The organism is Microbispora sp. H10830 (assembly GCF_014161375.1).
Taxonomy (GTDB): Bacteria; Actinomycetota; Actinomycetes; order Streptosporangiales; family Streptosporangiaceae; genus Microbispora; species Microbispora catharanthi.
This window is the reverse complement of sequence record NZ_JABBWX010000016.1, coordinates 114,813-127,551: the sequence shown is the minus strand read 5'-3', so window position 1 is coordinate 127,551 and position 12,739 is coordinate 114,813. Positions and strand designations below refer to the sequence as shown.

The 12,739-nt window shown below is 70.8% G+C and carries 15 protein-coding genes and 1 tRNA gene; 10 read left to right on the top strand and 6 right to left on the bottom strand.

What is annotated here, in order from left to right; translation table 11 throughout:
- The first annotated feature begins 41 nt into the window (after window positions 1–41).
- The 3 genes from HHX35_RS33440 to HHX35_RS33430 all read left to right on the top strand — a co-directional run bounded on the left by HHX35_RS33440 (window position 42) and on the right by HHX35_RS33430 (window position 1,192).
- Complete coding sequence (locus HHX35_RS33440; protein WP_182902650.1) at window positions 42–497, top strand: rhodanese-like domain-containing protein; 456 nt, start codon at window positions 42–44, stop codon at window positions 495–497.
- A 71-nt stretch (window positions 498–568) separates the two neighbouring features.
- Window positions 569–644: transfer RNA gene (locus tag HHX35_RS33435), tRNA-Ala, on the top strand.
- Complete coding sequence (locus tag HHX35_RS33430; RefSeq protein ID WP_220506198.1) at window positions 644–1,192, top strand: nucleotidyltransferase domain-containing protein; 549 nt, start codon at window positions 644–646, stop codon at window positions 1,190–1,192. Before HHX35_RS33435 ends, HHX35_RS33430 begins: the two co-directional genes overlap by 1 nt.
- Window positions 1,193–1,267: 75 nt before the next feature.
- Here the strand turns inward: HHX35_RS33430 and HHX35_RS33425 are convergent, their stop codons facing one another.
- Window positions 1,268–1,720: a helix-turn-helix domain-containing protein gene (locus tag HHX35_RS33425; protein WP_182902649.1), complete on the bottom strand. Its 453-nt coding sequence runs from the start codon at window positions 1,718–1,720 to the stop codon at window positions 1,268–1,270.
- Between the two features lie 117 nt (window positions 1,721–1,837).
- Between HHX35_RS33425 and HHX35_RS33420 the strand changes: the two genes are divergently transcribed.
- Window positions 1,838–2,542 (top strand): SDR family oxidoreductase, encoded by a 705-nt coding sequence (locus HHX35_RS33420; protein ID WP_182902648.1) that lies wholly within the window; start codon window positions 1,838–1,840, stop codon window positions 2,540–2,542.
- Between the two features lie 45 nt (window positions 2,543–2,587).
- Window positions 2,588–2,794, top strand: coding sequence for a DUF6203 family protein (locus HHX35_RS33415; protein WP_182902647.1), 207 nt, complete (start codon window positions 2,588–2,590; stop codon window positions 2,792–2,794).
- A 23-nt stretch (window positions 2,795–2,817) separates the two neighbouring features.
- Here the strand turns inward: HHX35_RS33415 and HHX35_RS33410 are convergent, their stop codons facing one another.
- Window positions 2,818–3,780 (bottom strand): GlxA family transcriptional regulator, encoded by a 963-nt coding sequence (locus tag HHX35_RS33410; RefSeq protein ID WP_182902646.1) that lies wholly within the window; start codon window positions 3,778–3,780, stop codon window positions 2,818–2,820.
- A 71-nt stretch (window positions 3,781–3,851) separates the two neighbouring features.
- On the opposite strand from HHX35_RS33410, the gene HHX35_RS33405 reads away from it, so the two are divergent.
- From HHX35_RS33405 to HHX35_RS33395, 3 genes are read left to right on the top strand one after another with little or no spacing between them, the layout of a single operon-like run.
- Window positions 3,852–5,111, top strand: a complete 1,260-nt coding sequence (locus tag HHX35_RS33405) for an MFS transporter (RefSeq protein WP_220506197.1) — start codon at window positions 3,852–3,854, stop codon at window positions 5,109–5,111.
- Window positions 5,108–5,782 carry a peptidyl-tRNA hydrolase gene (locus HHX35_RS33400; protein WP_310739479.1) on the top strand — a complete coding sequence of 225 codons (675 nt, stop codon included), beginning with the start codon at window positions 5,108–5,110 and terminating at the stop codon, window positions 5,780–5,782. The genes HHX35_RS33405 and HHX35_RS33400 overlap by 4 nt, the downstream gene beginning before the upstream one ends.
- 46 nt (window positions 5,783–5,828) lie before the next feature.
- Entirely contained in the window at window positions 5,829–6,833 is a 1,005-nt protein-coding gene (locus HHX35_RS33395) for a hypothetical protein (protein WP_182902643.1), read from the top strand.
- Window positions 6,834–6,911: 78 nt separating this feature from the next.
- Here the strand turns inward: HHX35_RS33395 and HHX35_RS33390 are convergent, their stop codons facing one another.
- The 3 genes from HHX35_RS33390 to HHX35_RS33380 form a co-directional block, all read right to left on the bottom strand.
- A complete protein-coding gene (locus HHX35_RS33390; RefSeq protein WP_182902642.1) occupies window positions 6,912–7,754 on the bottom strand; it encodes an oxidoreductase in 843 nt (280 codons plus the stop codon).
- A 124-nt stretch (window positions 7,755–7,878) separates the two neighbouring features.
- Window positions 7,879–8,325, bottom strand: a complete 447-nt coding sequence (locus HHX35_RS33385) for a VOC family protein (protein WP_182902641.1) — start codon at window positions 8,323–8,325, stop codon at window positions 7,879–7,881.
- A 28-nt stretch (window positions 8,326–8,353) separates the two neighbouring features.
- Window positions 8,354–8,527, bottom strand: a complete 174-nt coding sequence (locus tag HHX35_RS33380; protein ID WP_220506196.1) for a hypothetical protein — start codon at window positions 8,525–8,527, stop codon at window positions 8,354–8,356.
- A gap of 521 nt (window positions 8,528–9,048) precedes the next feature.
- Here HHX35_RS33380 and HHX35_RS33375 point away from each other — a divergent pair.
- A complete protein-coding gene (locus tag HHX35_RS33375) occupies window positions 9,049–10,488 on the top strand; it encodes a tannase/feruloyl esterase family alpha/beta hydrolase (protein ID WP_220506195.1) in 1,440 nt (479 codons plus the stop codon).
- A gap of 141 nt (window positions 10,489–10,629) precedes the next feature.
- Here the strand turns inward: HHX35_RS33375 and HHX35_RS33370 are convergent, their stop codons facing one another.
- Window positions 10,630–11,688 (bottom strand): alpha/beta fold hydrolase, encoded by a 1,059-nt coding sequence (locus HHX35_RS33370; protein WP_182902639.1) that lies wholly within the window; start codon window positions 11,686–11,688, stop codon window positions 10,630–10,632.
- Between the two features lie 271 nt (window positions 11,689–11,959).
- Here HHX35_RS33370 and HHX35_RS33365 point away from each other — a divergent pair, with 271 nt between their 5' ends.
- Complete coding sequence (locus tag HHX35_RS33365; RefSeq protein ID WP_182902638.1) at window positions 11,960–12,733, top strand: alpha/beta hydrolase; 774 nt, start codon at window positions 11,960–11,962, stop codon at window positions 12,731–12,733.
- Window positions 12,734–12,739: the final 6 nt, after the last annotated feature.

Sequence of the window (12,739 nt, the reverse complement as noted above, 5' to 3'; positions counted from 1 at the left end):
CCTCTTCTGGCGCGGCAAGGCGGCCGGGCACGCTGGTCGGCATGTCCGCCGTTACGCACACGCCCGCCGCAGAGCCGGCCGCCGCCGTCGCCCATTTCTCCGCCCGCCTGGCCCTCGAGACCGACGTGTCCGACGTACGCGCCGACCTGCTCTCGGGGGAGCCGGCAATCGTGGTGGTCGACTCCCGCAGCGCGGAGAGCTGGCGGCAGGGCCACATCGAGGGGGCCGTCCACCTGCCCACGGCGGAGATCGCCGCCAGGGCGGCCGCGCTGATCCCCCATGACGTGACCGTGGTCACGTACTGCTGGGGGCCGGGCTGCAACGGCGCGACCCGCGCGGCGCTGGAGTTCGCCCGGCTGGGCTACCGGGTCAAGGAGATGATCGGCGGGTTCGAATACTGGGTGCGTGAGGGCTTCCCGGTCGTGGAGCCCTCCGGAGTGCGCACCCGGCCGGCCGACCCGCTCACCGCGCCCGCGGGAGCCGCCTGCGCCTGCTGAGGTCTTCTCGGTTACACCCACGCCGCGGAAGTCCTATACACTGGCGAGGCACCGCCGACGCGGCGTGGCAAGGGGCTATAGCGCAGCTGGTAGCGCACTTCCATGGCATGGAAGGGGTCTGGGGTTCGAATCCCCATAGCTCCACCATGAATGAACCATCCCGAGAGCCGTCCTCCATCCGGAGGGCGGCTCTCGGCGTTCTGATGGACGGTGAAACGGTCACCGGCATCTACGCATATCTCGCCGAACGCGGAGTGAAGATCTGGATCGACGGCGGCTGGTGCGTCGACGCCCTGCTGGGAAGGCAGACGAGAGAGCACCCCGACCTCGATCTGGCGCTTGAGCGCAAGGACGAAGAAGAGTTCGTCGAACACATGAAGGGCCTGGGGTACGCGAAGAGGCGCGACGGCTGTGACACTGCATGGAACTACGTCCTGACCGACGACCGGGGCCGCAGCGTCGACGTGCACGTGTTCGAGTACGACGACTCAGGGCGGAACGTGTACGGGATCGCGTATCCCTACGGTTCGCTCACCGGACAGGGCAGGATCAACGGCCATGCCGTGGACTGCGTCGCCCCGCAGTGGATGTTCGCGTTCAAGACGGCCTACAGCCCGGCAGAAAAGGACCGCGAGGACGTCCACGCGCTGAGTGAAGCGTTCGGCTTCGAGGTCCCGCCTACTCATCGTCGATAGTCGCGACGTCCTTTCCCGAGAGGCCCGGGCTACCCACGCGGCGACTCCACCGCTACGCCGCCGGCGTCCCGGCCGTCAGTGGCCGGTGCGTACGAAGGCGACCGCGTCCAGCGGGACGGCGTGCCCCTCGGGGTCGGTGAAGGACACGTCCAGCCGCGCCCCGGTCCGCCGATCGCGGCGTTCGACCGTCGGTCCCGCGAGCCGGGGCACGTGGCGGTCCCCCCACTGCTGCAGCGCTCCGAGGATCACGAGGGCGTCACGGCCAGAATCGGTCAGGTGGTACTCGTACCGGGTGCGGGCCCCGGTGTCGCGGTAGGGCCGCTTCTCGACGACGCCCGCATTGGCGAGCGTCGCCAGCCGGGTGGTCAGCAGATTCGTGGCGATCCCCAGGCGCTGCTGCATGTCGGCGAAGCGGACGACTCCCGTGTGCAGCTCCCGCAGTATCAGCGGCGTCCACCGCTCTCCGAGGAGGGTCACCGCCCGCTCGATGGAGCACGTCATCGAGTCGGAGAGTTCGGTGGTCGTCATCGCGCGCCTCGCTCGCTCGTCGCCGGTGGGATCCAGGCTAGCCCGGGGAAGCTAACTTGCAACTTTAAAGTCAGGTCCCTATCGTGGACGAGAAGCCGTCGAGGGATGGAGGCCACAATGAGGATCGATGGATCGGTCGCGCTGGTCACGGGCGCGAACCGCGGGCTGGGACGGTGTTTCGCGGCCGCGCTGCTGGACCGTGGCGCCGCCAAGGTGTACGCGGCGGCACGCAGGCCGGAGACGGTCGACCTGCCGGGCGTGGTGCCGCTCGCCCTGGACATCACCGACCCCGCGTCCGTCCGGGCCGCCGCCGAGCGTGCCCGCGACGTGGACCTCCTGATCAACAATGCCGGGATCTCCACGGGCTCGTCGTTCCTCGCCGGCGCGCTCGATGACATCCGCCTGGAGATGGAGACGCACTACTTCGGCACGCTCGCCATGGCTCGTGAGTTCGCCCCGGTCCTGGGCCGCAACGGGGGCGGCGCGATCCTCAACGTGCTGTCGGTGCTGTCGTGGTTCACCGCCCCACAGGTGGCCGGCTACTCCGCGGCCAAGGCCGCCGAGCTGCAGCTCACCAACGGCCTCCGCCTCGAACTGAAGGAGCAGGGCACGCTCGTCACCGCGCTGCACGTCGGATACATGGACACCGACATGGCCGCCCACGTCGACGGCCCGAAGATCGACCCGGCGGAGGTCGCCGCCCAGGCCCTGCAGGGGATCGAGCAGGGGAGGTTCGAGGTGGTCGCCGACGACACGAGCCGCCGGGTGCGGGCCAAGCTGTCCGGCGACGTGGCCGGCCTGTATCCGCAGCTGGCATCCTGAACGGCGGGCACATGATCACATCCGTGCCGGGTAGTGGCGGATGTCATGAAGAGGATCCTGCAGCTCGTCGTCACCCGCTGGCTGGCCCGCACGCCGATCGGGATGATCCTGCTCGGCCTCGGCTGGCTGTTCACGCGCAGGCGGCGGGCACGCAAGCAGCAGCCCGCGAACTCCCCGGAGCTCCGCCGGCCCGGACGCCGGTCGGGCAACCCGTACGCCTGGCGCGGCCCCGCCGCGGGCGACCGCCGCTGACGCCGATGAGCCGTTGACGCCGATCAGCCGAGAACGGCGGGAGTGCGGAACGTCTGCCGGTAGATCAGGGGGGACACCCCGACGGCGGCGTGGAGGTGCTGACGCAGCGAGACCGCGCTGCCGAACCCGGCCTTCCTGGCGATCGCGTCGACCGGCAGGTCGGTGGTCTCCAGCAGATGCCGGGCGTGCGCGATCCGCTGCCCGGCGAGCCACCTGGCCGGGCTGAGGCCGGTCTCCTCGCGGAACCTGCGGGTGAACGTCCGCACGCTCATGCGGGCGTGCGCTGCCAGGGCGGCCAGGTTGACCGGCTCCTCCAGATGTTCGAGCATCCACGATCGGGTGGGCGCGGTGGTGGTCCCGGCGGGATCGGGCAGCGGCCGCTCGATGTACTGGGCCTGCCCGCCCTCGCGGAACGGCGGGGTGACGCAGCGGCGGGCGGTGCGGTTGGCCACCTCGCTGCCGTGGTCGCGCCGGATGACGTGCAGGCACAGATCGATGCCCGCCGCCACGCCGGCCGAGGTCAGCACGTCGCCGTCGTCGATGAACAGCACGTCGGGATCGAGCCGTACGCGGGGGAACAGCGCACGGAAGTCCGCGGCGTTGCGCCAGTGAGTGGTCGCCGGACGCCCGTCGAGCAGTCCCGCGGCGGCCAGCACGAAGGCCCCGGTGCAGATCGAGATGAGCCGGGCGCGCCCCGCGACGCCCCACAGCGCCGCGCGCACCTCTTCGCCGAGCGTGCCGTTCTCCAGCGGCGTCCCGCTGTGGATGCCCGGCACGACCACCGTGTCGGCCGTCGCGAGCACGCTCAGGTCGTGATCGGGGACGACGCTGTAGCCCGCCGGGCCGCGCACCGGGCGGCCTTCCGGGGTGCAGGTGACGACCTCGTACAGCGGGCCGGGATCGCGGGCGGCCCAGAACACCTGCCCGGGGATGCCCAGATCGAGTGTGGAGAAGTCGTCCAAGGCCAGTACGGCGACGCGGTGCATGGCCCGATTCTTTCACATGTTGACCTCCCGGCCACTGTCCCCGAAGGCGGGCACAACAGAGGATGCTCGCCATGAAGTCGCTGCATCGTGCGTGGATCGTCGCCGCCGTCGCCTTCGTCGCGATCATCGGGGCGGCCGGGTTCCGCGCCACGCCGGGCGTGCTGATCACGCCGCTGGAGGACGAGTTCGGCTGGACGAGGGGCACGATCTCGCTCGCGGTCTCGGTGAACCTCATGCTCTACGGGCTGTGCGCGCCGTTCGCGGCGGCGCTCATGGACCGCTTCGGCATGCGCCGCGTCGTCGCCTGCGCCCTGCTGCTGGTGGCGGTCGGCAGCGGCCTGACCGTGTTCATGACCGCGAGCTGGCAGCTCGTCGCGCTGTGGGGCGTCCTGGTCGGGCTCGGCACCGGCTCGATGGCGCTCGTCTTCGCCGCCACGCTGACCGACCGCTGGTTCGTACGGCACCGGGGCCTGGTCACCGGCGTCCTGACGGCCGGTGGCGCGACCGGGCAGCTGATCTTCCTGCCGGTGCTCGCGCACCTGGCCGAGATGCAGGGCTGGCGGTGGGCCTCGGTCACCGTGGCGGGAGCCGCGCTCGCCGTCGTACCCCTCGTGTGGTTCCTGCTCAGGGACACCCCCGAGGAGATCGGCCTGACCGCGCTGGGCGCGACCGAGCCGGTCGTGCGCACGCCGGCCAAGGGCGCCGCCGCGCGGGCCGTCCGCGTGCTGCGGGACGCCGCCCGCACCCGGCACTTCTGGTATCTCGCCGTCGGCTTCGCCATCTGCGGGGCGAGCACGAACGGCCTGGTCGGCACCCACTTCATCCCGGCCGCCCACGACCACGGCATGCCCGAGACCGTCGCCGCCTCGCTGCTCGCCGTGATCGGGGTCTTCGACATCGCCGGCACCGTCTTCTCCGGCTGGCTGAGCGACCGGGTGGACCCGCGGCTCCTGCTCGTCGTCTACTACGGGCTGCGCGGGCTGTCGCTGCTGGTCCTGCCGCAGTTGTTCGCCGCCACGACCGAGCCGAGCATGCTGGTCTTCATCGTCTTCTACGGCCTCGACTGGGTGGCCACCGTGCCGCCGACCGTCGCGCTGTGCCGCAGGATCTTCGGCGCGGACGGCGCGGTGGTGTTCGGCTGGGTCTTCGCCTCCCACCAGGTCGGCGCGGCCGTCGTCGCCACCGTGGCCGGGGTCACCCGCGACCACCTGGGGAACTACGACCTGGCATGGTATGGCGCGGGCGTGCTGTGCCTGTTCGCCGCGCTCATGTCGTCCCGTATCGTCACGCGTGTCCGGGATCGCCGCGAAGCTGCGATCCTTGTCGGGTGACCGAACGCGTTCTTCCCCTGGTCGTACGCATCGAACGGGCCGCGCCGCCGCAGCGCACCGACGCGCTGGAGGCGGCGGCGACGGCCGTGGTGAGCCTCCTCGATCGTGCCGGGAACCGTGCCGAGGACGGAGGCGAGTGGCTCGACGAGGTCGCCGAGTGGCAGGACGGCCGGATCAGGAAGGTGGTCAGGCGGGCACGCGGCGCCGAATGGCGGCGGGCGCTCGCCCTGCCCGGCATCACCGTCACCGTGCGCACCGCCGAGGTGCGGGTGCATCCTCCCGTGCCGCTCGACGACTGGCCGCGTGACCTCGCCCGGCTCCAGGTGTCGGGTACGGATCTCTCCGACGACGCCGCCCCACCGGAGGCGGGCCCCGACGACGTGGTGCTCTGGATCAACCCACGGCTGGAGATGACGGCGGGCAAGGCGATGGCCCAGGCGGGCCACGGCGCCCAGTTCGCCTGGTGGGGCGCGGGCGAGGCGGACAGGGCCGCCTGGCGCGAGCGCGGCTTCGCCGTACGCGTCAGGACGGCCGGCCCGGCCCGGTGGGACGCGCTGGCGGCGAGTGGGCTGCCGGTGGTCAGGGACGCCGGATTCACGGAGATCGAGCCGGGCTCCGCGACGGTCGTGGCCGACGCGCCGTGGCTGCGGGTCGGCGTTCCCGAAGTGTGATGGGGAAGGCACCCGAAATAACGGGATATGCCGTACGCTCCCGATCGTGTCACCTGGGGACTATGGGACGAAGGCCGTTCCCTCTTATATAGCGGCCGAGGCCGAGACCACTCCGCTACCGAAGATCACGGTCCCTGTGGCGGCGCCACCGGCGAGCTCGTCCAAGGGCTTCGGGGACCTGCCGATGCGGGTGGTCTACCGGGCGATCGCGGTCGCCGCGGGAGTCGTCGTCCTGGGGGCGGGCGCGACCGTCGTGCTGCTGAACCGGGGCGACTCCGCCACCGCGACCGCCGCGTCGCGGCACTCCGCGGCCGCCGCCGTCCCCTCGGCCGCATCGGCCTCGTTCGCGTCGGGCGCCGCCGCACCGGCCGCGGGCGCGGTGGCCACGCCCGGTCTCAGCCCCCTGTCCAGCACCGGGACGAGTGCGACGCCCAGCGCGGCCGTGAGCGCCGTCTCGAGTCCGGCGGCCAGTGCGGACGCGGTCGATCCCGCGCTGGCGGCGGCCCTCAAGGACCCCCGCGTGCCCGCCCTCCCGAAGGACGGCCGCCGGCTCCGCGGCCTGCCCGGCCGGGCGGCCGCCACCCACGGTCTGATCAAGGACCGGCGCTCCGGCGTCGCCCTGCCCCGCTTCACCAAGACGTGGGCGCTGGCCACGCCCGCGCCGTTCGCCTCCCGCCAGCTGCTGCCCAAGGCCAAGGGCGCGTCGTACCGCGGGATGCTGGTCTCCTGCCCCGTGCCGATCCCCAAGCAGAAGACGCTGCGCGACACCGCCTTCCTGGCCGCCCGATGGACGCTCAACCACCACCCGTCGGGCGCGACGATCACCTGGACCGCCTCGCAGCCCATCAAGGCGGGCAAGCGGAAGGGCTGGCTGCTCGGCTACACGGTGCACTACACGCTCAAGGGCAGGAAGCGGGTCTCCGCCGCGGCGCTGGCCCTCGTGGACGTGCCGGAGAAGAAGCCCGCCGTCGTGTTCGTCACGATCCCCGACAGCCAGAAGAAGCGCTGGCACGACATCAACAAGGTGATGTCCTCGGTCAAGGCGCTCTAGCGCTACAGCCAGGTTTCGCGGGCATAGTTCCGGATCACCCCGCCGCCGTCGGGTTCCGGCGTTCGGCGGGGCTCCTGACTAGCGTTCATCGGTGGGGTAGTCGGCCGAGCGGCTCACGTCGGCCCATTTCTCGGTTTCCGCGGCTCGGATCTCGGCGGCTTTCCGGGCGGAGGCGACGGCGTCGCTGCCGAGGAGGAGTCGCCGGGGTGGGTCGTCGTCGCGGACGACGTCGATGATGATCCTTGCCGCGCGGGCCGGGTCGCCGGGCTGCGTGCCGTCGGTGTCGCGCCGGTAGCGGTGGATGGCGCCCACGGTCTGCTCGTAGTCGGGCCCGACGGGGTGGATCTCCATGGAGGAGCCTTGCCAGTCGGTGCGGAAGGCGCCCGGCTCGACAATGATGACCTTGATGCCGAAGGGCGCGACTTCGCTGGCGAGGACTTCGGAGAAGCCTTCGACGGCGAACTTCGCGGTCTGATAGGCGCCCATCCCGGGGGTGCCGCCGACGCGTCCTCCGATGGAGGAGAACTGCACGAAGACTCCTGACCGCTGGGTACGCAGGACGGGCAGGGCGGCCCGCGTTACGTTCACGACGCCGAAGAGGTTGGTCTCGATCTGAGCGCGGAAGTCGTCTTCGGCCATCTCTTCGATCGGCGCGCTGTTGCCGTAGCCGGCGTTGTTGACGACCACGTCGAGGCTGCCGAAGGCGTCGGTGGCCGCCTTGACCGCCCGGGACGCCGCGGCGGCGTCGGTGACGTCCAGTGCGACCGCTCGCACGCGGTCGCCGTGGCGGGTCACCAGGTCGTCGAGGTGCCTGGGGCTGCGCGCGGTGGCGACGACCTGGTCGCCTGCTTCGAGTACGGCTTCGGTGAGGCGGCGTCCGATGCCGCGTGATGCTCCGGTGATGAGCCATGTCTTGACCATGGATGGTTCCTCTGCGGTCGATATTCAGAGAACTGTCTCACTAACGTAGCACTTAGAGGATTAACGTTCGCGTTGATGTGACACGAGCCTCTCCGTGATGTGACCGGCCCCGGGATGCCGTCGGTCAGCGGCCGGGCAGTCGTTCGGTGATCTCCTGCAGGAACCAGCGGTTCCCGTCGGGGTCGGCGAACGAGGCGAAGGAGCCGTAGCTGGCACGCTGCGGGTGCAGGCCCATGACGCGGCCGGTCTCGCCGGCCTGATGGAAGGCGCCGGTCGCGTCGTGGAACGGGCCGGTGACGTCGACGCCGCGGCCGGTCAGTTCCTCGTGGGCCTGCTCGATGTCGGACACGATCAGGTGCAGTCCCTGGATCGTGCCGGGTCGGGCGTCGGTGAGGCCGTCGCCGAAGATGATCGAGCAGGCCGAACCGGGGGGAGTGACCTGAATGATCCGGTAGCCGTCGACGATGGGGAAGTCCGCGTCGAGGCGGAAACCCAGCTGCCGGGTGTAGAAGTCCCTGGCGCGGTCGACGTCGGATACAGGCAGGACGACGACTTCGAGCTTCATGTCCATGGTCGTGATCTTTCTTTCACGTTGCGGGCTATCGTGTGGCGCGTGCGGCCTTCTCGATGACGCCGGCCACGGTCTTGGGCTGGGAGACGGCGACGGAATGAGAGGCGCGTACTTCGACGGAGTGCGCGTGGGCGCGCTTGGCCATGTAGCGCTGGGTGCCCACCATCAGCCCCCGGCTGCGTACACCCTTGCTGCTGACCACGAGATTCCCCTTTCAGGAAGCTTCCGACGAAGGTGGTGAATCCGGCGTCATCACTGTCGTCCGGGAAGGACGCGGCCACATCGGTCACTTGACGGTCAGTCACGAGATGCCGGCCGGACCGTCGTCCGGCAGCACGACGGCGCTGGTCACGGCGCTACCTGGCCGTGCGTGGATGTCCCCGTATGCGGCCCGCGGACCTGAGCCCCGGTGTGTGCCGAGGTGCGCCCGAGCGGCTCGCGGCTGCTGACGGTCAACTGACTGATGTGCCGGGTGCCGGCCGCGAACGACAGTGAGACGCATCCCAACGGCTGACGACCCAGCACTTCAGTGAGAGGAACGTCATGAAACGCCTTTTGATCATTTTCGCGGCCGGAGTGGCGGTGGCGTGCCTGCCGGCGGCGGCTTCGGCCGGCGCCGCGAGGTCCGCCACCGTCCCGTTCACGTGCTCGTCCGTCTCGGTGAAGGCCCCGGTAGGCGCCGCGGTGGAGTCCGTGACGACGGTGAGACGGGAGGGAGGCACTGTGACCATCCCTCCGGTGCCGCCGCTGACCGACGTGGCCGAGATCCCGGATGTGCCGGCCTACTGCGATGTCACGGTCACGCTCACCCATCCGGGCGTCGGCGACCACGCCAAGGTGCGGGTCTGGCTGCCTGAGACGGGCTGGACCGGCCGTTTCCAGGCGCTGGGCGGCAGCGCCTTCGCCGCCGGCGACTACGGCGCGGGCCTGGCCGGTGCGATCAAAAGCGGCTACGCCGCCGCGACCACCGACGCCGGCGTCGGCACGTACCTGGACACAGGCTGGGCCCTGAACGGCGACGGCGAGGTCGACACCGAGCTGCTGAACAACTTCGCCGACCGGTCCCAGCACGAGATGGCGGTCGTGGGCAGGCAGGTCGTCGACGAGGTCTACGGCAGGCCCGTCTCCTACGCATACTGGAACGGCTGCTCGACCGGCGGCCGCCAGGGCTACATGGAGGCCCAGCGCCACCCTGACGACTTCGACGGCATCCTGGCCGCCGCTCCGGCGATCAACTGGGACGAATTCGAGGTCGCGACCCTGTGGCCGCAGGTGGTGATGAACGAGGAGAACACCTTCCCCTCTCCTTGTGAGTTCGACGCTTTCAACAAGGCTGCCGTCAAGGCCTGCGACCCGCTCGACGGCGCGCCCGACGGGCTGATCGGCGACCCCGCCACGTGCACCTTCGACCCGCGGAAACTCATCGGCGAGAGCGTCGAATGCGACGGCGAGCAGGAGACCATCACCGCGGCCGACGCCGCCGTCGTACGCAAGATCTGGGACGGCCCGCGTACCCCGTCCGGTGAGAAGTTGTGGGCCGGCATCCCGATCGGAGCCGGCTTCGACCTCGCCGGCACCCGCATCGACGCGGACGGCACCCGCGTGGGCGCGCCGTTCCCCGTGCCGGCCACGTGGGTCTCCAAGTTCCTGAAGCGTCGGCCCTCCTACGACCTCTCGACGATCACGTACGCCGAGTTCGCCGAGCTGTTCGCGCAGTCCCAGGCCGAGTACGACACGATCATCGGCACCGACGCCCCCGACCTGTCCGCGTTCCGCAGGTCCGGCGGCAAGCTGCTCACCTGGCACGGCCAGGCCGACCAGCTGATTCCCGCCCAGGGCACCGTGGACTACCGCAGGCGGGTGGAGCTGGCCATGGGAGGCGCGCGGCGGGCCGACGACTTCTACCGGTTGTTCCTGGCGCCGGGCGTCGCCCACTGCGCCGGCGACACGAGCACCGGTCCGAAGCCCACCGACGCCCTCGGCGCGCTGACGGCCTGGGTCGAACAGGGCAGGGCCCCGCAGACGCTGAGCGCCTCCGTCACGGACTCCTCCGGCAAGACGGTGACGCGTGAGCTGTGCCGGTATCCGTCCGTCTCCCGTTACGTCGGCCACGGCGACCCGGCCGACGCGCGCAGCTACTCCTGCGCCCCGGCGCGGCACTGACGACCCTCGGGATCACCCGGCCGCCGCGCGGACGCAGACCGTCTGACGGCACCCTGAGGGGCATGAAAGCAGCGACAGCCTGCCGGATCACATCCGGCAGGCTGTCGCTTGATCTCAGGCGGGGGGCCGTTGTCGCGTTCGTCAGAGGTGGTCCACGTCGACGACGGCCTGGGCGAAGGCCGTGGGCGCTTCCTGCGGCAGGTTGTGGCCGATGCCCTTAAGAGTGCGGTGTTCGTAGGGGCCGGTGAACTTGTCGCGGTACGACGAGCCGTCGCCCGGCGACGCCGTGAAGGGGTCGCGCTCGGCGTCCAGGGTGATGGTCGGCACCGCGATGACCGGCCGGTCGGCGAGCCGCCTCTCCAGACCGTCGTAACGGCGCTCCCCGTCGGCCAGGCTCAGCCGCCAGCGGTAGTTGTGGATCACGATGGCGGCGTAGTCGGGGTTGTCGAAGGCCGCGGCCGTGCGCTCGAAGGTGGCGTCGTCGAAGTCCCATGTAGGGGAGACGGTGTCCCAGACGAGCCGGGTCAGGTCGTGGCGCTTGTCCTCGTTCTCCATGGCCTTGCGGCCCCGCTCGGTGGCGAAGTAGTACTGGTACCACCAGGCGTATTCGGCCTTCGGCGGCAGCGGCTCGAGGTTGGCCTCGAGGTTCGTGATGAGGTAGCCGCTCACCGACACCAGGGCCTTGCACCGCCGCGGCCACAGGGCCGCGATGATGTCGGCGGTTCTCGACCCCCAGTCGAAGCCGGCGAGAACGGCCTTGTCGATCCTGAGGGCGTCCATCAGGGCGACGATGTCGAGCGCGATCGCCGACTGCTGGGCGTTGCGGGACGTCTCGGCGGACAGGAACCGCGTCGTGCCGTGACCGCGCAGGTAGGGCACGATCACCCGGTAGCCCTGCGCCGCCAGCAGCGGAGCGACGTCGACGAAGCTGTGGATGTCGTACGGCCAGCCGTGCAGGCAGATGACCACGGGCCCGCGGGCCGGGCCGGCCTCGGCGTAACCGACGTCCAGCAGCCCGGCCTTGACCTGCTTCAGCGAGGCGAAGGACGTGTGCGTGCCGGGCGTGATCGCCGGCAACGTCGGAGCCGCCCCGCGCGGGGCGGCGGAGGCGGCCGGGGACGCCGGTAAGCCCGCCAGCGAGGCGACGGTCGCGCCGGTGGCCAAACCGACGACCTTGCCGAAGGTGCGCCTGTCGATCATGTGGAGTCCTCCGTGTCCTGTAACAGGGAATGCGGCATCGCTTACTGTTTCTGGCGGGGGAACCCGGCACATCAGTCACATGACGGTGAGACTTCGCGAACGGCAGCCGTGCCGGCCACGCGAGACATTCCCCCGAGCGCGGTGTCCGGGCAGACCTCGCCGGAGAGGTGACGCAGGGCGGACGGGAACGTTCAGTCATTCGACTGTTCCGCTCCGGGCGCATCCGGACAATCCTTGGTCAGGCCTGGTCCTGAGCCTTTCCGGAGGATCCGTGAACCCCACTCCCGTCGTCTTCATCCATGGCGTGTGGCTCCACGCGTCGTCGTGGGAATCATGGACCGGGCGCTTCTCCAGTTTCGGGTTCGCCGTCTGCGCGCCGGGCTGGCCTGGAGAGCCCGCCACGGTGGGCGAGGCCCGCCGGCGTCCCGAGGCGCTCCAGGAGGTGGGGCTCGGCGAACTCACGGATCACTACGCGCGCATCGTCCGCTCCTTCGACACCCCGCCCGTGATCGTCGGCCACTCGGTGGGCGGGCTCATCGCGCAGCACCTCCTCGGCACGAACGCCGGCCGCGCCGCGGTCGCCATCGCCCCCGCCCCGGTCGATCACGCGACCGCTCCCGCGCCCGGGGAGCCGTGGCCGGTGTCGATGGACGCCGGGAGGTTCCGGCGGCTGTTCGCCAACGCGGTCACCGAGCAGGAGTCTGCCGAGTTGTTCGAGCGCCACATCGTCCCCGGGTCACGCCGGCTGCTGGCCGAGCTGGGACATGGCGGCGCCGTGCGGCACCCGCGGGCGGTCGTGGACCACGGCAACACCGGCCGCGGCCCGCTGCTGCTGATCTCGGGGCAGGAGGACCGGCTGGTGCCCGACCACGTCACCCGGACCGTCTACAAGTTGTACGGCGACTCGACGGCCACCAGCAGCTTCAAGCAGTTCCCGGACCGGGCCCACTCGCTGGTCGTCGACAGCGGCTGGCGGGCGGTCGCCGACTACGTACTGGCCTGGCTCGCCGAGCGAGGGGTGCGCGCCGACCCGTCGGAGTGGTGAAGAGGG